Genomic DNA, 24,831 nt, shown 5'->3' with positions numbered 1-24,831 from the left:
GGTCGCCTAGAGAGCAAGAGAGAACCCCATGCAATTCCCTGAGTCCTGGCTGCGGGCCTTCTGCAACCCCGCGCTGAACACGCAAGAACTGGCCGAGCTGCTGACGATGTCCGGCCTCGAGGTGGAAGAGCTGCGCCCGGTGGCGCCGCCGTTCCACGGCATCGTCGTGGCCGAGATCGTCGAGGCCGTCCAGCATCCGGATGCCGACCGCCTGCGCGTCTGCAAGGTCAACGCCGGCGGCCCCGAGCTGCTGCAGATCGTCTGCGGCGCGCCGAACGCGCGCGTCGGCATCCGCGTGCCGCTGGCCACGATCGGCGCCGAACTGCCGCCGGGCGAGGACGGCAAGCCCTTCAAGATCGGCAAGGGCAAGCTGCGCGGTGTCGAGAGCTTCGGCATGCTGTGCTCGGCCCGCGAGCTGAAGCTGGCGGAGGACCATGGCGGTCTGCTGGAACTGGCCGCGGACGCACCGATCGGCGAGGACATCCGCAAGCACCTGAACCTGGACGACACGCTGTTCACGCTGAAGCTGACGCCGAACCTGGCGCACGCGCTGAGCGTGTACGGCGTCGCGCGTGAAGTGGCCGCGCTGACTGGCGCGCCGCTGCTCGCGCCCGAGATCAAGCCGGCCGCCGTCGCGACCGATGCGAAGCTGCCGGTGCGCGTCGAGGCTGCTGACCTGTGCGGCCGCTTCTCCGGCCGTGTGATCCGCAACGTCGACACGACCGCGAAGACGCCGCAGTGGATGGTCGACCGCCTGGCCCGCTGCGGCCAGCGCTCTGTGTCGCCGCTGGTGGACATCTCGAACTACGTGATGTTCGAGCTGGGCCGCCCATCCCACATCTTCGACCTCGACAAGATCCACGGCGAGTTGATCGTCCGCTGGGGCAAGCCGGGTGAACAGCTCAAGCTGTTGAACGGCAACACGATCGAGGTCGACGCGACCGTCGGCGTGATCGCCGATCGCGAGCAGGTCGAGTCGCTGGCCGGCATCATGGGCGGCGACGCCACGGCCGTCTCCGACGACACGAAGAACATCTATGTCGAAGCCGCGTTCTGGTGGCCGAAGGCGGTGATGGGGCGCTCGCGCCGATTCAACTTCTCGACCGACGCCGGCCACCGCTTCGAGCGCGGCGTCGATCCGGCGGGCACCGTCGACCACATCGAGCGCATCACGCAACTGATCCAGTCGATCTGCGGCGGCGAGGCAGGCCCGATGGACGACCAGACCACGCAACTGCCCGAGCGCAAGCCGGTGGCGCTGCGCGTCGAGCGCGCCGCCAAGGTCATCGGCATGCCGGTGACGCAGGCGGACTGCGAAGGCGTGTTCAAGCGTCTGGGCCTCGAGTTCACCTCGGCACCCGGCGTGATCACGGTGACGCCGCCGACCTTCCGCTTCGACATCCAGATCGAGGAAGACCTGATCGAGGAAGTCATTCGCGTGCTGGGTTATCCGAAGCTGCCGTCGACGCCGCCGCTGGCGCCGGTGGTCGGCAAGGTGGGCTCGGAATCGCGCCGCGCGACGCACGCGCTGCGCCACGCGATGGCCGGCCTCGGCTACTTCGAGACGATCAACTTCAGCTTCGTCGAGGCGCGCTGGGAGCAGGAGCTCGCCGGCAACGCCGATCCGATCCAGCTGCTGAACCCGATCGCCGCGCCGCTGGCGGTGATGCGTACCTCGCTGATGGGCTCGCTGGTCCAGGCGCTGCGCAACAACCTGGCGCGCAAGTCGCCGCGCGTGCGCGTGTTCGAGATCGGCCGCGTGTTCCTGCGCGACGCGTCGGTGCAGGAAAGCGACACGACCATCGCCGGTATCGCGCAGCCGATGCGGCTGTCCGGCCTGGCCTGGGGGCCGGCGGACCAGCAGCAGTGGGCGCAGAAGGACCGCGCGGTCGACTTCTTCGACGTGAAGGGCGACCTGGAGGCGCTGTTCGCGCCGCGCGTGCTGAGCTTCGAAGCCGCCGCGCATCCCGCGCTGCATCCGGGCCGCAGCGCCCGCGTGCTGCTGGACGGCGAGGCGATCGGCGTCGTCGGCGAGCTGCATCCGAAGTGGCGCCAAGGCTACGAACTGCCGAGCGCGCCGGTCCTGTTCGAGCTGTCGCTGGACGCGGTGCTGGCCCGCACGCTGCCGCAGGGTCAGGGCGTGCCCCGCCTGCAGGCGGTGCAACGCGATCTGGCGCTGATCGTCAATGAGCAAGTGACCTATGCCTCCCTCCTCGGGGCGATCGAAGCCAGCGGCGAAGCCCTGGTACGCTCTGCGCGTTTGTTCGACGTCTTCAAGCCGGCCCAACCGACGGTGGAGCTGAAGGCGAACGAGCGCAGCCTGGCCGTGCGCCTGGAGCTGCTCGATGACGAGAACACGCTGACCGACGAACGCATCGAGCAGGCGGTGGCGAAGGTGGTGGCGCAGCTGGGCGAACGCCTCGGCGCGCGCCTGCGGGGCTGAGGGAGGGGAGGGACACCATGAGTGATGACGATCTGAAGGATCAGGCGCGCGTGCTGCTCGGCAGCCTGGAGACGCCCACGCTGACCAAGGCCGAGCTGGCGGAACTGCTGTTCGACAAGCTCGGCCTGAACAAGCGCGAGTCCAAGGACATGGTCGAGGCCTTCTTCGACATCATTCATCAGAGCCTGTCCAGCGGCCGTGAAGTGAAGCTCTCGGGCTTCGGCAACTTCAACATCCGGCGCAAGGCGCCGAGACCGGGCCGCAATCCGCGCACCGGCGAGGCGATCCCGATCAAGGCCCGCAACGTCGTGACGTTTCATGCGAGTCACAAATTGAAAGAAGCCGTCCAAGGCAACACGCCTTCGGGTGGTGACTTCGAGTAGAGTCTGACCCTTCCCGCCGCTGCCGGAGCCGTTGATCCCCATGGACGTCCAGCTTCCCGCCATTCCTGCCAAACGCTACTTCACCATCGGTGAGGTGAGCGAACTGTGCGGCGTGAAGCCTTACGTGCTCCGCTATTGGGAACAGGAGTTCACGCAGCTCAAGCCGATGAAGCGGCGGGGCAACCGGCGCTATTACCAGCATCACGAAGTGCTGCTGATCCGCCGGATCCGCGATCTGCTCTACGACCAGGGCTTCACGATCAGCGGCGCACGCAATCAGTTGATCGACGTCAGCCACACCGGGGTCAGCGCCCAGGAGTTCCGCGCCGAGGCGTTGGCGGCTGCGCAGCTCGACGCGTACCGCGATCATCGCGAGGCGTCGCGCGCGTTGGCGGCGGACGTTGCACACAGCGCGGCACACACGACCGTGTCGCTCGAGAAGCTCACGCTGGAGCAGGTCAGGGATGAGTTGTTGGCGATTCGAGAGAGTTTGCTTGCATGAGCCTCTCGAATACGTATAGAATCTAAGGCTTAGTCGGGGCGTAGCGCAGCCTGGTAGCGCACTTGCATGGGGTGCAAGGGGTCGCGAGTTCGAATCCCGCCGCCCCGACCATTTATAAGAAGAATCAGGAAGCCCGGTATCGCAAGATGCCGGGCTTTTTGCTTTACGGATTAGCGGTCAGGAACTGGATCTTGAAGATCGTGCCGTAGTAGCCCGACCAGGTGGACTCGCCGTCCGTGGTGACGCTCCACAGATTGCCATCGGCGCCGACCGTCAGCCCCGCCTTGGGCCAGCTCGGACCACCGAAGGCGTACTGGTAGATGGTCGACAGGCTGTTGTTGGACGATCGGAACTGGTACAGGCGACCGGCGTCCGAGCCCCACGAGTTGGCGTAGAACACGCCGATGAAGCGCTCGTTCAGGGCGGACCAGGGCGAAGGGTTGCTCGGCATCACGGTGCGCACCGTCACCGCGCCAGCCAGCGTGCTGGAGAAGATCGTCCCCGTGTCGCTGGCATTGCCGCCGCGATAGCTCGTGCCATACAGCAGACCGTCGCGCGCCTGGATCAGGCGTGCTGGAAAGCGCGGATCCGTCGTGGCGCTGCCGAAGCTGTACAGACGGGCGAAGCTGTTGCTGGCGGGATCGATGCTGAACAGTGTGCCGCCGGCGTTGTCGCCACCGTTGTACGCCGTGCCATACAGCTTGCCGTCGCTGGCCTGGATCACGCCGGTCATCGGGCCGCTGCCCTCGGCGCCGCAGAAGGAATGCGTGGTCGTGACGCTGCCAGGACTGGACAGCGGGAACTGGAACACCGTGCCCAGTCCGCAAGCGCCACCGGCGGTCGCGCTGCCGTAGACGATGCCGTTGCTGGCCAGCAGCAGCGGACCGGAGGGCGAGGCGCTGTCCGTGCCGGTGCCGAAGTGATACAGCACCTGATAACCGGATGCGCTGCTCCACTTGAAGAGTACGCCCTTGCCATTGGCGCCGCCGGACTGCGTGACGCCGTAATATGCGGAGCCGGTCGCAAGCACCGGTCCGTTGGGTCGGCTGCCCTGCGCGTCGCCGCTGGTGCCGAAGCTGCGCAAGGTGGTGACGGCGCCACCGGTGGTGACGGTATAGAGGGCGCCGCCGCCGCCCGCGCCGCCGTTAGGCGTCACACCGACCAGCAGACCCGTCGACGGTTCGAGCGTCAGATCCCAAGCGGGCCAACTGCCCGGGGACGTCGCCGAAGTGTTGGTCGGAGCGGGGAACGAATAGACCGGAACAAAGGTGCCGCCAGCGTGCGCGGCCAGCGACAGCGTGGCCGCGGCGACGAGCGCGGACAGCTTCGGCAGCGTGAATGGCTTCAACATCATTTTTGAGGATCTCCCTGTTGATGAGCGGTGGAGGCGGCGTTCGCAACGCGTGAAGCCGCACCACCGCAGCCGACTATTGGGCAGACCTTGCGCTCGGAAAATCCCTCCGAGGGGTGGGCCCGCAAGACCTGGTACCGTTGGCACGCAACTGTCATGTGCGAAGCGTGATCTTCATGTGCGAGGGGCGAGTCCCAGCCACGGACGTAGCGCGTTCACGCGCATCGCCAGCAGCGCGGCGAGCAGGCAGCCCAGCGCGGTGATCGCGACGAGCGCGATGGCCTCCATCGCGAGCGGCCACTGCAGCGGCGCGAGCAGGTGCCCCGCGACCACGGTGACCGTCTGGTGGACCAGATAGAAGGGGAAGACGGCGAGCGTCAGCCAACGCAGCAACGGCGAATCGCGATCGGCCAGCCACTGCCTCCCGAACCCCAGCACCGCCACGATCGGCAGCCATTGCTTGCCGGCGTTCAGCGCGCGCAGCGCCATCAGCAGCCACTGCGGGAAGTCATCACCGTGGGCGAGGCGCCACTCGTCGGTGAGCATCTGCGACATCCACTGCACCACGACGTAAGCGATCAGCGCGACCCAGCGAAGTCGGCGGGCTCCTTCCCAGGCGCCATGGCGATCGTCTCGGCTGCCGTAGAGCGCGAAGCCCAGGACGAACACCGTCAGGTACACCCCATGCTGGTACCAGTCATGGACGAGGTCGTGCGTGCTGGGGAAGCGTTCCAGCAGATGCTGGCGCAGCAGCGCGAACACCAGCCAGGGCACCCACAGCAAGCGGCCTCCGGCGACGACGTGACGCCAGCCCGGATGCGCGACGAGGGCGCGCACGGCCCGAAGCCGCAACGCCAGCAGCACGAGCACGGTGTAGGCCCACAGGTAGGGCAGGAACCAGAGGTGATTCCAGGTCGGCAGCTTCAGGCAGTCGTCGCCGCGGCAGAAGCCGTGATAGGCCTGGAAGTAGAGCGTCAGGAAGTCGCCATAGTTGCCGGCGTAGTGCAGCTTCTCGACGACCTCCAGGTAGGCCTGTGGCGGCACGATCACCGTCATCCCGAACAGCAGCGGCAGCAGCAGCCGCTTGCTGCGCGTCGCGATCAGGCCGGAGCCGCCGTTGGCGCGTCCCGTCATCAGCGCGGTCGCCGCGCCGGAGATCAGGAACAGCAGCGACATCCGCCACGGGTTCAGCCACAGCATCCAGGACTCGAGTCCGGGGACGAGTCGCGGCGACTTCACGTGCCAGTCCCAGCTCACGTAGAACATGCCCGAGTGGTAGAGGATCAGCAGGCCGAAGGCGATGACGCGGAGCCAGTCGAGCTCCGTCAGCCGGGACGACGCAGCCACGCTGCGCGCGGCGGGAATGGTGGTGTTCATGGGTCGGAGCTTCGTCGCGCAGGCCGCTTTCACGGAGGGAATGTGACGAGCCGCCCCCGCCGGGTGACGACCCGCCCCGTCCCAGGGGCCGCTCGACGGGCTCATCGGCGCGCGGCGCCCCTACACTGCGCCGCCATGACCGAGGACAAGTGGCTGGCGATCTATCTGAAGCGACGGCGCTGGGTCGAGCGCGGGATCTGGAGCGCCTTGCTGCTTGGCTCGGCCATCGCGAACACGATCACCACGAATCTGGACATCCGTCGTGCCGGCTTGCCCTTCGAGCCTTGGGAACCGGCGGTCTGGGAGTTCTCCAGCGCCATCGTCTGGATGGCGCTGATCCCGTGGATCGTCCGCGCGGCTGACACCAGGCCCTTGCGTTGGGGGCTGCTGCGCAGGCATCTGCCATGGCACGTCCTCTTCGCGCTGGTGACCAGCCTCGCGCATGTCCTGGGCATGGTGGCCCTGCGCAAGCTGGCGTACGCGACGCAGGACGCGGTCTACGACTTCGGCAACTGGCCGCTCGAACTGTTCTACGAAGCGTTGAAGGACGTCCGCAGTTACGCCTTCGTCCTGGTGATCGTCGGGGCGTACCGGCTGTTCGTGTGGCGCTGGCAGGGCGAGGCGAGCCTGCTGGCGGACGCGCCGGAAGAGCCCGCCACGTCGACGCCTGCAGCGACACCCTCACCATCGGCGCCGTTGGCCACGCCCGTGCCTGGATCCTCTCCTGGACTCGCCGCCGCGACCCCGGTGGAGCGGCCCGCGCTCCCCGAGCGCCTGCTGGTGAAGAAGCTCGGCAAGGAGTTCCTGCTGCCGATGGACGAGATCGAATGGGTGCAGGCCTGCGGCAACTATGTGAACCTGCGCCGGCAGCAGCACGACTACCCGCTGCGCAGCAGCCTGGGCGCCTTCGAGCAACGCCTGGACCCGGCGGCGTTCGTGCGCGTGCACCGCGGCTACCTGGTGCGACTGAGCCTGATCGAGGCCATCGAGCCGACCGAGGCCGGCGATGCCCACCTGCGCCTGCGTGACGGCAGCCGCGTGCCCTGCAGCCGCACCTATCTGGAGCGCTTGCGGCAGCGTCTTGTCTGACGGGGCGAACTCCTGTCCGCCGGGTTCACCGGAGGGCTCGCGCGCAGCTATGCTCTGACCCCAATGGACGCCCCTCTGGAACCCCACGACGTCGCCGACCCGTCCCCGCGCCTGCTGCGCGAGTCCGGCGAGGGCGGACGCATCCAGGTGCGGCTGGAGGGCGACTGGACGCTGCTGGCGCTGCGCGAGCGCGTCGAGGCGCTGCGCGGCGAACTCGGCGAGGTGCCGACCGCCAATGTGTCCTGGGACCTGAGCGCGGTGCGCCGGCTCGACCCGACCGGCGCGCTGCTGCTGTGGCAGGCCTGGGGCCGCCGCCAGCCCGAGGATCTGCGCTGGCCGCCCGCCCCGATGGTGGACATGTTCCAGGCGCTGTTCGCACGCCTGGGCAGCAAGCAGGGCAAGCCGGCGAAGCCGCCGCGCGCGCAGAACGTGCGCCAGTTCGGGCAGGGCCTGCTCAACCTCGCGAGCCATCTGCTCGATGCGACCGCGTTGCTCGGCCAGGTCACGCGCGACCTCGGGACGCTGGCCCGCCACCCCAACCTGATCGCGTGGAAGGACATCTCCGCCCACATCTACCGCAGCGGCGCGCAGGCGCTGGGCATCACGGCGCTGGTGGGCGTGCTGGTCGGCATCACGCTGTCCTACCTGACCGCCAAGCAGTTGCAGAGCTACGGCGCCGACATCTACGTCATCAACATCCTCGGGATCAGCGTCTGGCGCGAGCTGGGGCCGCTGCTCGCGGCGATCCTGGTGGCGGGACGCAGCGGCTCGGCGATGACGGCGCAGCTCGGCGTGATGCGGGTGACGCAAGAGCTGGATGCGTTGTCGGTGATGGGCATCTCGCACACGATCCGGCTGGTGGTGCCCAAGATGGTGGCCCTGGCACTCTCGTTGCCCTTGGTCATGACCTGGACCAGCAGCATGGTGCTCCTGGGTGGCATGCTGGCCGCGCGCGCCACGCTGGGCCTGGACTACATCCAGTTCCTGCAAGGCCTGCCGGCCGCGGTGCCGGTGGCCAACCTGTGGCTGGGACTGGCCAAATCGGCGGTGTTCGGCGTCATGATCGCTTTCGTGGCCTGCCATTTCGGGCTGCGGATCAAGCCGAACAGCGAAAGCCTCGGGACCGGCACCACCGATTCGGTGGTGAGCGCGATCACCGTGGTCATCATCGTCGATGCGATCTTCGCGGTGATGTTCTCCGACGTGGGGTTGAAAGCATGAGCGGATGTATCGAACCGACCTCGGCCGAAGCCGTCGAGGAACTGAACGTCCAGCCCGGCGATCCGGTGATCGAGGTGCGTCACGTCGGCACGGTGCTCGGCGGGGTGCGCATCCACAAGGACCTGAGCCTGGAGGTCACCGCCGGCGAGGTGCTGGCCATCATCGGCGGCTCGGGCAGCGGCAAGACGACCTTGCTGCGGCTGATGCTGGGCCTGGAGCGGCCCAGCGAGGGCGAGGTGCTGGTCTTCGGCCACAAGCTCGGCAAGTGCGAGGCGACCGACCTGGCGCAGGTGCGGCACCGCTGGGGCGTGCTGTTCCAGCAGGGCGCGCTGTTCTCGGCGCTGTCCGTGTTCGACAACGTCGCACTGCCGCTGCGCGAGCTCAAGAGCCTGCCCAAGGACCTGATCGCCGAGCTGGTCATGACCAAGCTCCAACAGGTCGGGCTCAAGCCCGAGGACGGCATCAAGATGCCGGCGGAACTCTCGGGCGGCATGATCAAGCGGGTGTCGCTGGCGCGCTCGCTGATCATGGATCCGCAGCTGCTGTTCCTCGACGAGCCGACGGCTGGGCTGGACCCGGCCAGCTCGAAGAACTTCGTGCAATTGATCGAGAGTCTCCGGCGCGAAATGGCGCTGACGGTCGTGATGGTCACGCACGACGTCGACACGCTGTTCGCGATCGCCGATCGGGTGGCGGTGCTCGCGGACCAGCACCTGATCGCACACGGGCCGCTCGAGCTGGTGGTGAAGCAGAAGCATCCGTTCATCCGCAACTTCTTCCTCGGCCATGCGGACCGCTGCGCCGCGGACAACCTGCGCAGCTACCGCGACGCGCTGCAGCACCGCGACGAGATGCCCGCCTGAGCACGGCGACGCAGCGACCAGACGCCAAGTCGACGACGAACAACGACCCATCACAAGGACCCGGACGAGCACATGGAAAACAAGGCACATGCACTGGCCACAGGCCTCTTCGTGCTGCTGCTCGGGGCGGCGCTGGTGGTGGTCATCCTGTGGTTCCGCGACGATCGCGGGGACACGCAGACCTTCACCGTGGTGACCGCTTCGGGTGTACCGGGGCTCAATGTGAAGGCGCCGGTGAAGCTGCGCGGCGTGCAGGTGGGCAAGGTCGACACCATCCGTTTCGATCCGGCGCAGCCGCGGCAGATCCTCGTCGACATCGAGGTCGATTCGGACGCGCCGATCGCGCCGGGGACGCAGGCCAAGCTGGGCTACCAGGGCATCACCGGGCTGTCGTTCATCGACCTGTACGACGGGCCGGATCCGACGGATCCGAAGCAGAGCGTGCTGCAGACGCGACGTATCGCGCTCGCCCCCGGTTTCCTCGACCAGTTGCAGGACGCGGGACCGAAGCTCGCGGCTGGTGCGCTCGCGACGATGGACCGCATCCAGAAGGTGCTCAGCGACAGCAACCAGCAGCAGCTGAGCCAGACCCTGGCGCAACTGAACGAGGCCTCCGCGGGGCTCAATGAGCTGGTCAAGGAGCTGCGGCCGACGGCGCAGGCGCTGCCGGGGTTGGTGAAGAACACCGACGGACTGATGGTCGCGGGTCGGAACACGCTGGGCAACGTCGACACGCTGGCGAAGCAGGGCGGCGAACTCGTCGACGAATACAAGGGCAAGGCGGCTGCGATCGATCAACTGGGCGACGCGGCGGTGCAGTTGCAGCGCACGCTGCGCCGCGTGGAACTGTCCTTGGTGGGCTCGGCGGACAAGCCGCGTCAACGCGCGGTGCTGGACGATCTGTCGGCGGCGGCGCGCGCCCTGGAGCGCGCGGCACAGAACATCGGCGATCAACCGCAGAGCCTGATCCTCGGGCCGACGCCCGGTGCGCCCGGACCCGGTGAGACGGGATTCGAGGCGGGAGCGAAGAAATGAACGACCACATCGAACTTCCGCGGACCGGCGGCGTGCGCCGCGCGGCGCTGCTCGGCGGACTGGCGCTCGCAGCAATGCTGAGCGCCTGCGGCAGCCGGCCGCCGGCGCCGACGCAGATGGACCTCGGTCCCGCGCCCGCGTGGCCGCAGCAGACCACGCTGGCCAAGCGGGTCGAACTCCAGGCGGTCACCGCGCCAGAGACGCTGCAAGGCACCGGCATCGCCTACCGGCTCGTCGACTCCGATCCGTATGCGCGGCGCGTCTACCGCGACTCGCGCTGGGCGGCACCGCTCCCGGTGCTCGTCGGCTCGCGGCTGCGCCAGCAGATCGCACGTGCGCCCGTCGCCGCAGGCGCCGATCCGCAAGTGGCCATCAGCGTGACCTTGGAGCTTGAAGAGAGCCTCCAGAACTTTTCCAGCGCCTCGCGCAGCGACGTGCAGGTGCGGGTGATGGCCACCGCCGAGGACGGCACGCAGCGCGCGTTCGATCGGTCGGAACCCGCTGGCGCGAGCGCTGAAGGCGCCGTCAAGGCGACCGCGGCCGCGGTCGATGCGCTCGGACCGGAGATCGCGGCCTGGGCGGCGACCTTGTCTCCCCGCGTGCCTCAGGCGCGGGGGCGGCGCTGAGCGGCAGGCTGCCCACCTGCACCCGGCGGTGCGTTGGCCGACTGTGCATGGGGCCCCGGAGGCAAGCTCCGAAACCCCAAGCACAGCCGTCCCCAACCACTGCCGTACTTCCTCGGTTTTGCTACCGAGGACTTTTGAGAGGCGAGGAGCGGAGAGGCGGGGCTGAGTCTTCAGTGAGAGGCGGCGATTCCGCCACCCATGCGCTGTTGGCGCTGGCGCAGGAAGGCCTCGGCCATGCTCGAGGCAGGCTGCAGGCGCTGGCCGATGTAGAGCTCCTGCCGCCGTTCGGTGATCTGGGCGCGCAGGCGATTGGCCATGATCCCGAGCGGATCCAGGCCGCGCTTCTCGGCGCGCTCGATCGACTCGCCAAGTTCATGCATCGTGTGGCTCTTCAGTAGCGCCAGGTGGGCCTGGACGACGCGCAGCCGCCCTTGCACCGAACGCTCCGCGCTGCGCAGCCATTCCATGACCGCGTCCGCATCGCCGCCGCGAACCTTCACCAGGCTCTCCCCGGCAGCCAGCAGCAGCGCTTCGAGACGATCCCGATCGCAGGCCTCATAGGCCTCGTTCACCTCGGCCATCTTGCGTTCGCGATGCACGCGCTCGGCATCGTCCGGCGCGAGGTCCGGATGCAGCCGCTTCGCGGCACGGCGGTAGAGGGTCTTCAGCGGCGGCGGACCGACCTGCACCAGGCCGCCTTCCGGCTCGGCAGGGAGCGGGGCGCCGGCCGGCAGCACCGGCAGTTGCGGCATGGCCGTGGCGCGGGGCGAATCGAGGGCGCGGACATCCAGTCCGTTGCGGGCCAGCGCGTCGTGCAGGTAGCGCATCGCGCAGTAGAGCTGCGATTCGAGCGCGTCCAGCTCCATGTACAACGGACCCAGCGCGGCGACGTAACGGTCGACGAAGCGCTGCATGCGCTGGCGGCATTCCGCGTACTCGGATTCCTGCGAGGCCAGGTAGCGCTGGAGCTCGGCCAATTGCTCGCGGCGGCGTTCGAATTCGCGCGGCGTGATGGCCTGGCTGAGCATGTTGAGCGAAGTCCCTGGACGTTCTGGTATCGACAGCCGATTCTGCCGTGAGCGCATGACCCTTCAAAGCGCAAACAGCCCCTCGCGGGGCTGTTTTTCTCAGCGTTTTCACCGAGGCTCGGGCGAGCCTCGCCCAGTCGGCCTGACCGTCAGGGCGCGGAGGCCGCGCTGGCGGCTTCCGTCGGCCCGCTGGCCACCGCGTCCGGCACGCCCGCGGGCGCTGAGGCATCGGGGGCCGGCGCGGTCAAGGCCGGTGGCGTGTGCGCGCCCGCCGCGGGGCCGCTGATCCCGGCCGTGGGCAGCAGCGGCACGATCAGCAGCGCGACGATGTTGATGATCTTGATCAGCGGGTTGACCGCGGGTCCCGCCGTGTCCTTGTAGGGATCGCCGACGGTGTCGCCGGTGACGGCGGCCTTGTGGGCCTCGGAGCCCTTGCCGCCGTGGTGGCCGTCCTCGATGTACTTCTTGGCGTTGTCCCAGGCGCCGCCGCCCGTGCACATCGAGATGGCGACGAACAGCCCGGTGACGATGGTGCCCATCAGCAGCCCGCCCAGCGCGGCCGGTCCGAGCACCAGTCCGACCACGACCGGCACCACCACCGGCAGCAGCGACGGCACGATCATCTCCTTGATCGCCGCGGCGGTGAGCATGTCGACGGCGCGTCCGTACTCGGGCTTGCCGGTGCCTTCCATGATCCCCTTGATTTCGCGGAACTGGCGCCGCACTTCCTCAACGACCGAGCCCGCGGCGCGTCCGACCGCCTCCATCGCCATCGCGCCGAAGAGGTAGGGGATCAGCCCGCCGATGAACAGGCCGACGATGACCATGTGGTTGCTCAGGTCGAAGCTGACCGAGAGTCCGCGCTGCTCAAGCGCATGGGTGTAGTCGGCGAAGAGCACCAGTGCCGCCAGGCCCGCGGAGCCGATCGCATAGCCCTTGGTCACGGCCTTGGTCGTGTTGCCCACGGCGTCCAGCGGGTCGGTGATGTCGCGCACGCTGGCGGGCAGGTCGGCCATTTCGGCGATGCCGCCGGCGTTGTCGGTGATCGGGCCGTAGGCGTCGAGCGCCACGACGATGCCCGCCATGCTGAGCATCGCCGTCGCCGCGATCGCGATGCCGTAGAGCCCGGCCAGCTTGAACGCCACCAGGATCGCGATGCAGACGAACAGGACCGGCCACGCCGTCGATCGCATCGACACGCCCAGCCCCGCGATGATGTTGGTGCCGTGACCGGTGGTGGACGCCTGCGCGACGTGCTGCACCGGCTTGTAGTTGGTGCCGGTGTAGTACTCGGTGATCCACACCATCGCCGCGGTCAGCAGCAGGCCGACCAGGCAGGACAGGAAGAGGGCGGTGGCACCGATCGTCTGTCCGCCGGGCAGCGTCAGGTCTTGCGGGAACAGCGCGCGGGTGATGAACCAGAACGCGATCGCCGACAGCACGCCCGCGACGATCAGGCCCTTGTAGAGCGCCGGCATCACATTCTTCATGCCGGGGCTGGCCTTGACGAAGCTGCAGCCGATGATGGACGCGATGATCGACGCCCCGCCCAGCACCAGCGGATAGACGATCGCCGCGATGGACATGCCGCCGAAGGTCAGCGCCGCCAGCGCCATCGTCGCGATCAGCGTGACCGCATAGGTCTCGAAGAGGTCGGCCGCCATGCCGGCGCAGTCGCCGACGTTGTCGCCGACGTTGTCCGCGATCACCGCCGGGTTGCGCGGATCGTCCTCGGGGATGCCGGCCTCGACCTTGCCGACGAGGTCGGCGCCGACGTCGGCCCCCTTGGTGAAGATGCCGCCGCCCAGCCGCGCGAAGATCGAGATCAGCGACGAGCCGAAGGCCAGGCCCAGCAGCGGCTTCAGCGTCTGGCTGTCCGCGCGGGTGCCGCTGTCGCTGACCCACATGAAGAACAGGCCCACGCCGAGCAGGCCCAGGCCGACGACCAGCATGCCGGTGATGGCGCCGCCCTTGAACGCGACGTTGAGCGCCGGCGCCATGCCCTTGGTCGCGGCCTGCGCGGTGCGCACGTTGGCGCGCACCGAGACGTTCATGCCGATGAAGCCGCAGGCGCCGGACAGCAGTGCGCCGATGAAGAAGCCGAAGGCCGTCTTCCAGTCGAGCGCGACGCCGATCAGGATGCCGAGCACGACGCCGACGATCGCGATGGTGCGGTACTGCCGCGCCAGATAGGCCGCGGCACCTTGCTGGATCGCGCCGGCGATCTCCTGCATGCGGGGATTGCCGGGATCCTGGCTCAGGATCCAGCTGCGTTGGATAAAGCCGTAAAGCACCGCCGCCAGCCCGCAGGCCAGCGCGAAGTACAGCGCCAAACTCGTCGACATAGGGTTGTCTCCTCTCGCTGATTCTTTGATCCGTGAGACGGTTCCATCCAGCGGGCGCCGGGCCTGCGCGCACGCAACAGCAACAGTCCGTCGATCGATGCTAAGGCCGTGAATAGTGCATGGCATGAGCGTTTACCAGCGGATTCACGGGCTTTGCAAGGCGGGTGTCAGGCTTTGCAGGGGCGCGCGACAGGACAGGGGCAACGACTGGCCCCGGGCATGTCATGTGCCTCGTCACGTTACCTTTACACGCAGCCGGTGCGCTGCGCCCGAAGCCGGCGGAGCCGGTGCCCCTCTGCGCTCAATCTCCTCCTCGCCGCTCGGAATTCGCTCCGAGGGGCACCGGCTCCGCCGGCTTCTCCGGACCGAGGACCGCCCCGTCAACGCTTGCGACGTTCCTTGCGGGGATCGACCGGGCCCGCAGCGCTGGGGCCGATGTAGCGGCCGCGCGGACGGATCACCGAATCGATGGCGAGCTGCTCCATGCTGTGCGCCAGGAGACCGACGCTGCGCGCGATCGCGAAGATCGCGAACCCGGCGTCCGGCGGCAGCTTGTAACGCGCGACGAGCGCGGCCAGCGCCACGTCCATCGACGGCGGCAGGCCCGTCAGCGCGACGACGCGCTCGATCAGGCGGGCGATCGCGGCGGGCGGCTTGAAGTCCGCCATCAGCGACGCCGCGCGCGGATCGCCGTCCGGATAGATGTGATGACCGAAGCCGGGGAGCGGCATCGCGCAAGCCAGATAGCGGTCGACGACGGCATCGGCCCCGTCGCGCTCGACCTCGTCGAACAGCGTGCGCACGCGTCCCGAGGCGTCGCCGTGTAGCGGGCCGGAGAAGGTGGTGAGTCCCGCGAGCAGGCACGCCGGCAGCGAAGCGCCGGTGGACGCGGTGATGCGTGCGGAGAAGGCCGAGCTCGTGATCTCATGGTCCGCCGCAAGGACCAACGTCTTGCGCAGCAGCGCGGCCACTGCCCGCGGCTGGCCCCAGCCGCGGGCGAGGCGCTCGTGCAGCGGCATCGCCTCCTCATCCGAGGCGCCGAAGGCGACGGCCAGTCGACCGACCAGCGCCGACGCTTCCTCGATCAGCACGCGCGGCACGCGGCCGCGCGTCGAATGTCCGGTGGCGGTGAGCGCCGCCAGTTCGGCGAATGCGCGGGCGCGCCCATTCGGCAGCGCGGCGACGACATCGAGCGCGGCGCGCGAGGGCGAGCCCGATGCGACCGCGGGGCGCGGGAACGCCGGCGGCGTCTCGACGTTCCACAGCAGCCTCGCCGCATCCTCCAGCGTTGCGGTCGCGGCCAGTTCGACGACATCGACGCCGCGGTAGAACGGCCGTCCGCCCGAGAAGGTCGAGACCGCCGTCGGGATGCTGGGCTCGGCGCCGAACAGCGTCGTCGCGGCGAGCGTCTCGCGCGTGCGCCCCGTCTCCTTGCGGCGTACCAGCGCCTTCACGTCTTCAGCGCGGTACAGGCTGCGACGCGAGTCCTGCGGATCGGGCTCGACACCGATGCGTCCGCGGCTCACGTAGGCGTAGATCGTCTGCGCACGCACGCCCAGCGCGTCGCGTGCTTCATCCAGGGTCATCCAGGCGGCCATCGGGGCATGGTCTCGTGTCGTTGATGTCGTCAATGTATTCATCAACATAAGTCCTGTCCAGGTTCCGACGTTCGCCGGTCATTGGGTCGATTGAGTCGAATCAATGGGAGTACCCGTGCCTCAGATTGATATTGATCATCAATATTGACCAGTTGTTTTCGCGCTGCCAGCATGAGTCCACGCGACATCGACGGAGACCGCCCAGAAGCCTCCGCGATGCCGGCCCTCATGCCCCTTCCATGGAGACAACCGCATGAACCGCATCCCTCGCTTCCAGCCGGACCGACGCCGGGCCTCGTTCGCCCTCGCGGCCGCCGCCTCCTTCGCCTTTTTCGCGTCCTCGGCCTCCTTCGGCGCGCTCGCGCAGGGCGAGACGTTCCCCTCCCGCGCCATCACCCTCGTGGTCGGCTCCAGCCCTGGCAGCACCACCGACGGCCTGGCGCGCGCCCTCGGCGCGGAGATCACCGCCGCGACCAAGGTGCCGGTGATCGTCGAGAACAAGGCCGGCGCCAGCGGCGGCATCGCCGCGCAGGCGGTGGCGCGCTCGGCCGCGGACGGCTACACGCTCTTCATCACGACCAACACGACGCAGGCCGCCAATCCGCATCTGTTCCGCAAGCTCGCCTATGACCCGGTGAAGGACTTCGCGCCGGTGGGCGCACTGGTGAAGGGCTATCTGCTGCTGGTGACGAATCCGCGCATCCAGGCACGCAACGTCACCGAGCTCAGCGCGATCGCGAAGAAGCAGCAGCTCACCTTCGGCGCCGGCAGCTCGTCGGCGCGCGTCGCGGCGGAGCTGTTCCAGCAGATGACGCAGACGCAGCTGACCTATGTGCCCTACAAGGCCAATCCGCAGGCGATGGTCGATCTGGTCGGCGGTCAGGTGGATCTGATGATCGTGGACCTCACCACCAGCCTGCCGCAGGTGAAGGCCGGCAAGCTCAAGGCGCTGGGCGTGAGCAGCCCGAAGCGCTCACCGCTGGTGCCGGACCTGCCGACCATCGCCGAGGCCGGCCTGCCCGGCTACGAGATCAGCTACTGGAACGCGGTCTACGCGCCCGCGGGGACGCCGGCGCCCGTCGTCGAGCGCATCAACGCGCTGATGCAGAAGGCCATGACCGCGGAGCCGGTGAAGCGCTTCGTCGAGCAGAACGGCATGGAGCCGTTCACGTCGACGCCGGCGGAACTCGCCAGCTTCCAGGCCGCCGAATACAAGCGTTGGGGCGCCGTCATCAAGACGGCTGGCATCCAGCCTGAATGAGCCCGATTGAGCCCGAATGAATCTTTTCCGATCTTTCCTGAAGTAGAGAACGCCATGAAGCCGAACATCCTGCAACTCAATCCCATCCTCGTGCCCGCGATCAACGCGGAGCTGGACGCGCTGTACACGATGCACCGGCTCTTCGAGCAGTCCGATCCGGACGCCTATCTCGCGACGCACGGCGCGATCCTGCGCGGCGTGATCACCGGCGGGCACACCGGCATCTCGCGTTCGATGATGGAGCGGCTGCCGGCGCTGGAGGTCGTCGCGGTGAACGGCGTCGGCACGGACGCCGTGGACATCGAGTACGCCCGCTCGCGCAGGTTGCCGGTGACCGGCACCTTCGGCGCGCTGACCGAGGACGTCGCGGACATGGCGCTGGCGCTGCTGCTGGCGACCGCCCGCAACGTCGCGTCGGTCGACCGCTTCGTGCGCGGCGGCCTGTGGCCCAAGTTCCCGCAGCCGAATGCGATCCCGTTGGCGCGTCGCGTGAGCGGGATGCGCGTGGGCATCGTGGGTCTCGGTCGGGTCGGCCGCGCGGTGGCGGAGCGCGTCGGCGCCTTCGGCTGCCCGGTGCGCTACACCGACCTGAAGGAGATCGCCGGCGTGCCGTGGGCGTTCGAGTCAGACCTCGTGCAACTCGCCCGCGACAGCGATGCGCTCATCGTCTGCGCCGCGGCGGACAAGGCCCGCGACCTCATCGACGCGACGGTGCTCGACGCGATCGGGCCGAGTGGCTTCCTCATCAACGTCGCGCGCGGCCGTCTGGTGAAGGAGTCCGACCTCGTGAAGGCGCTGCAGGAGAAGCGCATCGCGGGCGCGGGGCTGGACGTCTTCGCCGACGAGCCGAACGTGCCGCCGGCGCTGCTGGACCTGGACAACGTCGTGCTGCAGGCGCATCGCGCCAGCGCGACCGAGGAGACCCGCGCCGCGATGGGCCGGATGGTGCTGGAGAGCCTGGCGCAGGCGCTGGCCGGTCAGCGGCCGACGCACAGCCTGACGACCTGAGGCACAAGCGCGCACCGCTGCATCCATCGCATCGACCGGCGCCGATGCGATAGACAGCGTCGTTCAGCGCTCGAAGCTGGTGACCAGAACCGCGTTCTCCGAGGTGATCGCGAGCTGGCCGTTGCTCAGCACGGCAACGCCTTCCGCGCTGCTGATGCTGCTGGGCAGATAACCCGCCACGGTCCGACGCGACCGGTCGCTCGCCATGACCCGTTCAAGCCAGCCGTCGGTCCGCAAACGGAACACGCCCGCCTGACCCGTGAGGTAGAGCTCGCCGCTGGCGTGGTCGAGCGACAGGCCCAGGGGTTCCCAGATGCAGTTGGTGCCGATCGGTCCGTCGATCTGGCAAGAAGCGTAGAGGCGGCCCGCGACGGTCGTGACCCTGCCGTCGGGCGCGATCTTGCGCACGGTGCCGTTGCCGTAGTCCGTCACGTACACCGTACCGTCCGCGGCCGCCACCAGATGGCTCGGAAAATTGAACGTCGCGCCGCTCCCGATGCCGTCCTGGCTGCCCACGTAGCCGGCGATGCCCGCGATCGTGGACACGATGCCGGCCGGCGTCACCTTGCGGATGGCGTGATTGAAGTCCGACACGTAGACGTTCCCGGCTGCGTCGACGGCGACCCCGAGCGGCGCATAGAGGCGCGACTGCGCGACGGTCCCGTCCGCATAACCCATCGTGCGCTCCCGCCCCGCGACGATGCTCTGCGTGCCGTCCGGCGCGACCTTGCGGACCACGTTCATGAAGGCGTCCGCGACGTAGACGTTCTCCTGGGCATCCACCGCGACGCCGCCGAGGTCCGGCACGCCGCGCCAATAAGGATGGGAGCCGTACATCTGGACGGAGTTGCCCGAGAACACGGCCAGCGTGGTGACCTGTCCATCGAGCGTGATCTTGCGCAGCGCCCGATTGCCGGAGTCGGCGACGTAGAGCGCGCCGCTGGGGCCTTGCGCGATGCCCTGCGGCCGCGAGAAGGCCGCCGCATCCCGCAGGCCGTCGACGCGACCGAGGATCGGGAGCGTGCCGGCGATGGTCGTCAAGGTGTTGTCGGCATTGACGCGACGGACGATGTTGGCGTGCGAATCGGCCACCACGATCAGGCCGTCGGGACCCACCGCCACCGCGCTGGGGATCGCCGACGGATCGCCCGCCACGGCGAGCGATACCGGCATCGTGGACACCGCGCCGGACGCGGTGACCTTGCGGAGCGTGCCGTTGGACTGCAACACGATCATCGTCCCGTCCGGTGCCATCGCCATGTCTTCGATCCACTCGAAGTCGGCCGCCGCGCCCTGTCCATCCACGGTGGCGTGCGGGGTCGCGAGCCGCCCCGCGAGCGTGCTGACGGTGCCGTTCTCGGTCACCGTGCGGATCCGGTAGCCGTCGGAGACGTAGAGGAGCCCGTCCGGGCCGTATCGCAGCCGCATCGAGTAGCCCAAGCCCGCCGCCGCCCCCTGGCCGTCGGCGCCGGAACTGCTGTTGAGCGAACCCGCGAGATAGGTCATCGTGCCGTTGCCCTCGAACCGCCGGATCACGCCGGAGCCGCCGAGCGTGAGTCGGCCGTCGGCCGTGCGCGCCATCCCGGTCACGGACATCTCCGTGCCGTAGGAAAACCCGTCGCGCTTGAGCACGGTGGTGCCGTCCGCGGCCAGCCGCGTCAGGCCGCCGCAAGTCAACATCAACGCGTCGAGCACGCCGTCGTCGCGCGGGGCGATCATCGAATGGCCCCAGCCGCCGTAATAGCCGCAGCCTGAGAGCGCCTCGATCGTGGAGACCGTGCCGCCCGGCGTCAGCTTGCGGACCGCCGAATTGCCGGCATCGCTGATGTAGAGGTTGCCGGCGGCGTCGAAGACGAGACCGCTGATCTCCCTAAAGCGGGCCGACAGCGCGGGGCCGTCGATCCGTGTGTTGATGACGCCGTCACCGGCGAGCAGCTTGAGCGCCTGGCGCGGGCCGACCCCGATCGTGGCGGTGCCCGTCGTTGATCGACCGTACGCGTTCGTCGCGGTGACCGTGACCGTGTAGCTGCCGGCGGCGGCGTAGGTGTGGGTGAACCAGGAGCCCAACGCCGGATCGGACGTCTTGCCGTCCCCGAAGTCGAACGCGTAGAGGACGCCGTAGTTGCCCGCGTCGGCGGCGACGCCCACTGTGAACGAGACGCCGGCGCTGGCCTCGGCGGGCTTGGTCGTCACCTGCGCATGCGTCAGGGTGAGTCCGGAGGGCGCCGGTGCCGGCAGCACCGTGACCGACATGGTGGCCGTCGCGGTCGCGCCCGTCGGGTTGGTGCGCGTGGCTTTCACCTGATAGGTGCCCGCCTTGGGGAAGGCATAGCCCGTCGACCCCGGGTAATACCAACCCTGCGTGCCGTCGTCCAACTGGAGCAGGATGTATTCCCCGCTCGTCAATGCCGGCGTGAAGGTGAGCGGTGTCGACAGCTGCGCATAGATGAAGTCCGGCGCGGCCATGGTCAGCGCCAGCGCGTCGTAGGACACGTTGATCGTCGCACTCGCCGTGCGTCTGGCGTTCGGGCCGAAGACGCCGGCCAGCGACACGGTGAACTGGCCCTTGGAGGCGTAGGCGACTTCCACGCTCTCGCCGCTGACCCGGCGACCGTCGCCGAGATCCCACTCATAGCTTTCAGTGCCGATGCGCCAGCTCGACGAGGCCCGCAGCTTGACCGTCTGGCCGACCGTGTAGTCGGTGCGCTCGGTGACGATGGCCAGACCGGTGGCGGACTCGACGACGACGTTGGTCGTCGACTGCGCGGTCTTGCCGAGGGCGTCGGTGACGTGGAACGTGACGGCATAGCTGCCGAACGCGACGTAGGCATGTTCTGCGCTCAGGCCTGTGCCCGAGGCGCCGTCGCCGAAGCTCCAGGCGTAGACGTAGGGGGCAGTGCCGCCGCTGGCGTTGCCGGTGAACTGGATGCCATTGCCGACCAGTGCGGGCGTGCCGGACACGGTGGCGATCGACACGCTCAGGGGCGGAGGCTCCGGCGGCGGCTGGGTCGGCTGCACGGGCGGGGGCGTGGTGGCGACGGGCGGGGGGGTTGCGCCACCGCCGCCACCGCCGCCGCATGCGGCGAGCGCCATCAGGACCACGACAGCCAGCAGCCGCGCCGCCCGACCGGGCGCGCGCAAGACATTCATCCCGAGCATCGAAACCTCCCTCACAGGCGCAGCCGGCGCCGAATCCGTCTTGTTTGTTTCCTGCGTGTGACGAAGTTGGCACACGGGGCGGGCCGGATTCTGCACGAGCAGCGGCGCAAACCTTCCGGCCGATGGGGGATGCCGCCCCCGCGAACGCGGGGGCGCGGCCGCCGTCAGGCCGGTATCAGGGGAACCTCTAGAATCGCGGCTTCTCCGGTTCGCTCCGGATTCCCCCGCTTTCACCGCTGTCCACCACCATGAGCCTGCACAAAGTCACCCCCGGCGCGAAGGCGCCCGAGCAGTTCAACGTCGTCATCGAGATCCCGATGAACGCCGACCCGATCAAGTACGAGGTCGACAAGGAAAGCGGCGCGCTGTTCGTCGACCGCTTCATGACGACGGCGATGCATTACCCGTGCAACTACGGCTACGTCCCCCAGACGCTGGCCGACGACGGCGATCCGGTCGACGTGCTGGTGATCACGCCCTTCCCGCTGACCCCGGGCGTGGTGGTGACCTGCCGCGCCATCGGCGTGCTGCAGATGGACGACGAAGCCGGCGGCGACGCCAAGCTGCTGGCCGTGCCGACCACCAAGATCCTGCCGATCTACGAGCACTGGACCAAGCCCGAGGACATCAACCAGATGCGCCTCAAGGCGATCCAGCATTTCTTCGAGCACTACAAGGACCTCGAAGCCGGCAAGTGGGTGAAGGTCAAGGGCTGGGAAGGCCCGGAAGCCGCCAAGAAGGAAATCACCGACGGCATGGCGAATTACGCGAAGGCCCAGCAGGCCTGATCGCGGGACCGGAGCGTCGGGCCCGCAAGGCTCGCCGCAGGACGACAAGCGCCCCATGTGGGCGCTTTTTCATTTCTGACCGCAAGAATGTCCGCATGGCAAACACGATGCCATGACGGTGCGTTACAACTGAGATGTCCCCGCTTTGGGGATTGACGTTGTGTACTGGTGCGTGCGGCACCAAAATGGGCGACCTCACCACGGAAGTATCGTCACGTGAAAGTCGCCTACCTGCTCAATCACTATCCCAAGGTCAGCCACACCTTCATCCGCCGGGAGATCCTGGCGCTGGAGCAGCAGGGCGTCGACGTGATGCGGCTGGCCGTGCGTGGCTGGGACGATGCCGCCCCCGATCCCACCGACCAGGACGAGAAGTCGCGCACCCACTACCTGCTGCGCGGCGGTGTCGGTCCGCTGCTGAAGGCGATGGCGCGCCAGGCGCTGACCTCGCCGGCGAAGTTCCTGTCCGCACTGGCGTTGACCTTCAAGCTGGGACGTCGCGCCGACCGGCCGCTGCCGGTGCACTTCATCTATCTTGCGGAAGCCTGCCTGGCCGTGCCGCTGCTGCGCGCGGAAGGTGTGAACCACGTGCACGCGCACTTCGGGACGAATGCGACCGAAGTCGCCGCGCTGATCGAGGCGCTGGGCGGTCCCGGCTACAGCTTCACCTGCCACGGCTCCGAGGAGTTCGACCGGCCCGAGATGCTGCATCTGGGCGAAAAGATCCGCCGCTCGCGGTTCGTCGTGGCGATCTCGTCGTTCTGCCGCAGCCAGATCTACCGGTGGGTGGATCACTCGCATTGGTCCAAGGTGCCGATCGTGCCTTGCGGCGTCGAGCCGGCGTTCCATGCCAAGGCGGCCGCGCCGGCAAGCGGCCGCCGTCTGCTGGCCGTCGGTCGGCTGTGCGAGCAGAAGGGTCACCTGTTGATGCTGGAAGCGGCCGCGCTGGTGGCGGCGAAGGGCATCGATTTCGAACTGGTGCTGGCCGGCGACGGCGAGCTGCGTGAGCCGGTCGAGGCGCGCATCGACGCGCTGCGCCTGCGCGACCGCGTGCGCATCACCGGCTGGATCAGCAGCGACCAGGTGCGCGAGGAGATGCTGGCGTCGCGGGCGCTCGTCGTGTCGAGCTTCGCGGAAGGCCTGCCGGTGGTGGTGATGGAGTCGATGGCCTTGAGCCGACCGGTGATCAGCACCGCAATCGCGGCGATCCCGGAACTGGTCCGGCCGGAGAACGGCTGGCTGGTGCCGGCCGGCGATCCTCAACCGCTGGCGCAGGCCATGATCGATTGCCTGCAGCTCGACGATGCAGAACTCCAGCGCATGGGCGAAGCGGCGCGCGTGCGCGTGCTCGCGCGGCATGACGTCGACGAGGCCGCGACCAGGCTGGCCAAGCTCTTCCGCGAACACGCGGGGGAAGCCGTGCGCACGCAGCCACGCCTGGTGACATCGACGAGGACGAGCTGAACGCGGTCGGTCGCGTCCGTCCTTGTCAGGCCGCGTCGCCCGGCGCCGCGGCCTTGAACGGCTGATGCCGTTCGAGTTCGTCGATGTACTCGCCCATCGCCTCGCCCTCGCGGGCCAGGAAGTCCGCGACCGCCTCGCGGAACTGCGGATGCGCCAGCCAGTGCGCCGAGTACGTCGTCACCGGCATCAGGCCGCGGGCCATCTTGTGTTCCCCTTGCGCGCCGCCTTCGAAGCGGCGCCAGCCGTTCTCCAGGCACCAGGCCAGCGGCTGGTAATAGCACGCGTCGAAGTGCAGGTTGGGGATGTAGCGCGTCGAGCCCCAGTAGCGCCCGTACGCCGCGCGCTGCGACTCGTCGATCGCCACCAGTGACGCGGCCACGCGCTCGCCCTGCGCATCCCGCGCGATGAACATCAGCCAGTGCTCCGGCATGTCCGTCGCCATCCGTGCGAAGAAGTCGCGCGTCAGGTAAGGCTTGTTGCGATGCGCGAGGTAGGTCAGCGTGTAGCACTTGTAGAAGAAGTCCCAGTCCTCCAACGCGATCGCGGCTCCGCGCAGCGCCTCGAAACGGACGCCGGCATCGACGACCTTGCGCTGCTCCTGCTGGATCTTCTTGCGCTTCTCGCGTTGCAGCGTCGCGAGGTACTCCGCGAACGGACGCGGCACGCCGTCACCGGTCCAGTGGAACTGCACCTGTTGCCGCGCGAGCCAATCGTCGCTCGTCAATGCCCGTTGGTCCTGGTCGTCGCCGAACAGGACGTGCACCGACGAGAGCTCCGAGCGCGCCGTCAGTGCCTTCAGCGCCTTCACGAGCCATTCGCGCGCGGCGTCGTCCTTCGCCAGCAGCCGGCTGCCCGGCACCGGCGTGAACGGCACGGCGACCAGCAGCTTGGGGTAGTACGCGAGCCCGTGCCGCTCGTAGGCATCGGCCCAGGCCCAGTCGAACACGTATTCACCGTACGAGTGGCCCTTCAGGTAAGCCGGGCAGGCGGCGATCAGTTCGTCGCCGTCCCACACGCTGAGGAACTGCGCCTGCCATCCCTTCTTCGGCACCGCGGAGCCGGACGCGTGCATCGCGCTCAGGTACTCGAGCTTCATGAACGGCGACGGCAGCGGCGATGCGGCGAGCAGGGCGTTCCATTGATCGCGGGGCAGTGCGGCGGGATCGTCGTCGACGCGGATGAGCGGCTGGGCGACGTCGTGTTCCGGCACGTCGGCGGAGGGAGGAGGCGAGGGCGGGGCAGTCATGCGCGGCAAATCTTAGGCGCAAGCTCAAACCCTTCGCTTTGATG

Annotated in this window: 19 protein-coding genes and 1 tRNA gene; 13 read left to right on the top strand and 7 right to left on the bottom strand. The window is 68.5% G+C overall.

Translation table 11 applies throughout. From position 1 onward, the window contains the following. The first annotated feature begins 28 nt into the window (after nucleotides 1–28). The 4 genes from pheT to ACQ4L4_RS14060 all read left to right on the top strand — a co-directional run bounded on the left by pheT (nucleotide 29) and on the right by ACQ4L4_RS14060 (nucleotide 3,439). Nucleotides 29–2,443 carry a phenylalanine--tRNA ligase subunit beta gene (pheT, locus tag ACQ4L4_RS14075; RefSeq protein ID WP_431104779.1) on the top strand — a complete coding sequence of 805 codons (2,415 nt, stop codon included), beginning with the start codon at nucleotides 29–31 and terminating at the stop codon, nucleotides 2,441–2,443. A gap of 17 nt (nucleotides 2,444–2,460) precedes the next feature. Continuing rightward, nucleotides 2,461–2,826: an integration host factor subunit alpha gene (locus tag ACQ4L4_RS14070; protein WP_431104778.1), complete on the top strand. Its 366-nt coding sequence runs from the start codon at nucleotides 2,461–2,463 to the stop codon at nucleotides 2,824–2,826. Nucleotides 2,827–2,866: 40 nt separating this feature from the next. Continuing rightward, nucleotides 2,867–3,328, top strand: a complete 462-nt coding sequence (locus tag ACQ4L4_RS14065; RefSeq protein WP_377152506.1) for a MerR family transcriptional regulator — start codon at nucleotides 2,867–2,869, stop codon at nucleotides 3,326–3,328. A gap of 34 nt (nucleotides 3,329–3,362) precedes the next feature. Beyond that, a tRNA-Pro gene (locus ACQ4L4_RS14060) sits at nucleotides 3,363–3,439 on the top strand. Between the two features lie 52 nt (nucleotides 3,440–3,491). Here the strand turns inward: ACQ4L4_RS14060 and ACQ4L4_RS14055 are convergent. Both ACQ4L4_RS14055 and ACQ4L4_RS14050 read right to left on the bottom strand, forming a co-directional pair. Next, nucleotides 3,492–4,682: a choice-of-anchor tandem repeat GloVer-containing protein gene (locus tag ACQ4L4_RS14055; protein ID WP_431104777.1), complete on the bottom strand. Its 1,191-nt coding sequence runs from the start codon at nucleotides 4,680–4,682 to the stop codon at nucleotides 3,492–3,494. Between the two features lie 171 nt (nucleotides 4,683–4,853). Continuing rightward, nucleotides 4,854–6,056, bottom strand: coding sequence for an acyltransferase family protein (locus tag ACQ4L4_RS14050; RefSeq protein WP_431104776.1), 1,203 nt, complete (start codon nucleotides 6,054–6,056; stop codon nucleotides 4,854–4,856). Nucleotides 6,057–6,191: 135 nt separating this feature from the next. Between ACQ4L4_RS14050 and ACQ4L4_RS14045 the strand changes: the two genes are divergently transcribed. The 5 genes from ACQ4L4_RS14045 to ACQ4L4_RS14025 all read left to right on the top strand — a co-directional run bounded on the left by ACQ4L4_RS14045 (nucleotide 6,192) and on the right by ACQ4L4_RS14025 (nucleotide 10,890). Continuing rightward, nucleotides 6,192–7,145, top strand: a complete 954-nt coding sequence (locus ACQ4L4_RS14045) for a LytTR family transcriptional regulator DNA-binding domain-containing protein (protein WP_431104775.1) — start codon at nucleotides 6,192–6,194, stop codon at nucleotides 7,143–7,145. A gap of 63 nt (nucleotides 7,146–7,208) precedes the next feature. Beyond that, entirely contained in the window at nucleotides 7,209–8,366 is a 1,158-nt protein-coding gene (locus tag ACQ4L4_RS14040; protein WP_431104774.1) for an ABC transporter permease, read from the top strand. Then, nucleotides 8,363–9,229, top strand: a complete 867-nt coding sequence (locus ACQ4L4_RS14035) for an ABC transporter ATP-binding protein (RefSeq protein ID WP_431104773.1) — start codon at nucleotides 8,363–8,365, stop codon at nucleotides 9,227–9,229. The genes ACQ4L4_RS14040 and ACQ4L4_RS14035 overlap by 4 nt, the downstream gene beginning before the upstream one ends. Nucleotides 9,230–9,301: 72 nt before the next feature. Then, nucleotides 9,302–10,264, top strand: coding sequence for an MlaD family protein (locus tag ACQ4L4_RS14030; RefSeq protein WP_431104772.1), 963 nt, complete (start codon nucleotides 9,302–9,304; stop codon nucleotides 10,262–10,264). After that, nucleotides 10,261–10,890, top strand: a complete 630-nt coding sequence (locus ACQ4L4_RS14025; RefSeq protein WP_431104771.1) for an ABC-type transport auxiliary lipoprotein family protein — start codon at nucleotides 10,261–10,263, stop codon at nucleotides 10,888–10,890. The genes ACQ4L4_RS14030 and ACQ4L4_RS14025 overlap by 4 nt, the downstream gene beginning before the upstream one ends. Nucleotides 10,891–11,060: 170 nt before the next feature. On the opposite strand, the gene ACQ4L4_RS14020 is transcribed toward ACQ4L4_RS14025, so the two are convergent. From ACQ4L4_RS14020 to ACQ4L4_RS14010, 3 genes are all read right to left on the bottom strand, one after another. Further along, nucleotides 11,061–11,918 (bottom strand): J domain-containing protein, encoded by an 858-nt coding sequence (locus tag ACQ4L4_RS14020; protein WP_377152525.1) that lies wholly within the window; start codon nucleotides 11,916–11,918, stop codon nucleotides 11,061–11,063. Nucleotides 11,919–12,067: 149 nt separating this feature from the next. Continuing rightward, nucleotides 12,068–14,263 (bottom strand): sodium-translocating pyrophosphatase, encoded by a 2,196-nt coding sequence (locus ACQ4L4_RS14015; protein WP_431104770.1) that lies wholly within the window; start codon nucleotides 14,261–14,263, stop codon nucleotides 12,068–12,070. Between the two features lie 380 nt (nucleotides 14,264–14,643). Further along, entirely contained in the window at nucleotides 14,644–15,861 is a 1,218-nt protein-coding gene (locus ACQ4L4_RS14010) for a citrate synthase family protein (protein ID WP_431104769.1), read from the bottom strand. Between the two features lie 253 nt (nucleotides 15,862–16,114). On the opposite strand from ACQ4L4_RS14010, the gene ACQ4L4_RS14005 reads away from it, so the two are divergent. Together ACQ4L4_RS14005 and ACQ4L4_RS14000 are read left to right on the top strand one after the other, a co-directional pair. Continuing rightward, nucleotides 16,115–17,122, top strand: a complete 1,008-nt coding sequence (locus ACQ4L4_RS14005) for a Bug family tripartite tricarboxylate transporter substrate binding protein (protein WP_431104768.1) — start codon at nucleotides 16,115–16,117, stop codon at nucleotides 17,120–17,122. A gap of 54 nt (nucleotides 17,123–17,176) precedes the next feature. Next, nucleotides 17,177–18,130, top strand: coding sequence for a 2-hydroxyacid dehydrogenase (locus tag ACQ4L4_RS14000; RefSeq protein WP_431104767.1), 954 nt, complete (start codon nucleotides 17,177–17,179; stop codon nucleotides 18,128–18,130). 63 nt (nucleotides 18,131–18,193) lie between these two features. Here ACQ4L4_RS14000 and ACQ4L4_RS13995 read toward each other — a convergent pair whose 3' ends face one another. Continuing rightward, on the bottom strand, nucleotides 18,194–21,280 hold the full coding sequence (locus ACQ4L4_RS13995; protein ID WP_431104766.1) for a PKD domain-containing protein: 3,087 nt from the start codon (nucleotides 21,278–21,280) through the stop codon (nucleotides 18,194–18,196). Between the two features lie 257 nt (nucleotides 21,281–21,537). Between ACQ4L4_RS13995 and ppa the strand changes: the two genes are divergently transcribed. Both ppa and ACQ4L4_RS13985 read left to right on the top strand, forming a co-directional pair. Further along, nucleotides 21,538–22,077: an inorganic diphosphatase gene (ppa, locus tag ACQ4L4_RS13990; protein ID WP_331614326.1), complete on the top strand. Its 540-nt coding sequence runs from the start codon at nucleotides 21,538–21,540 to the stop codon at nucleotides 22,075–22,077. A 216-nt stretch (nucleotides 22,078–22,293) separates the two neighbouring features. Continuing rightward, nucleotides 22,294–23,541 (top strand): glycosyltransferase, encoded by a 1,248-nt coding sequence (locus ACQ4L4_RS13985; RefSeq protein WP_431104765.1) that lies wholly within the window; start codon nucleotides 22,294–22,296, stop codon nucleotides 23,539–23,541. Between the two features lie 25 nt (nucleotides 23,542–23,566). On the opposite strand, the gene ACQ4L4_RS13980 is transcribed toward ACQ4L4_RS13985, so the two are convergent. Next, nucleotides 23,567–24,787 (bottom strand): GNAT family N-acetyltransferase, encoded by a 1,221-nt coding sequence (locus tag ACQ4L4_RS13980; protein WP_431104764.1) that lies wholly within the window; start codon nucleotides 24,785–24,787, stop codon nucleotides 23,567–23,569. Nucleotides 24,788–24,831 lie beyond the last annotated feature (44 nt).

The sequence above is a fragment of the Roseateles noduli genome, from assembly GCF_050626985.1.
Taxonomy (GTDB): Bacteria; Pseudomonadota; Gammaproteobacteria; order Burkholderiales; family Burkholderiaceae_C; genus Roseateles; species Roseateles noduli_A.
The sequence above is the reverse complement of the archived record's forward strand: the minus strand, read 5'-3'. Positions and strand labels throughout refer to the sequence as shown.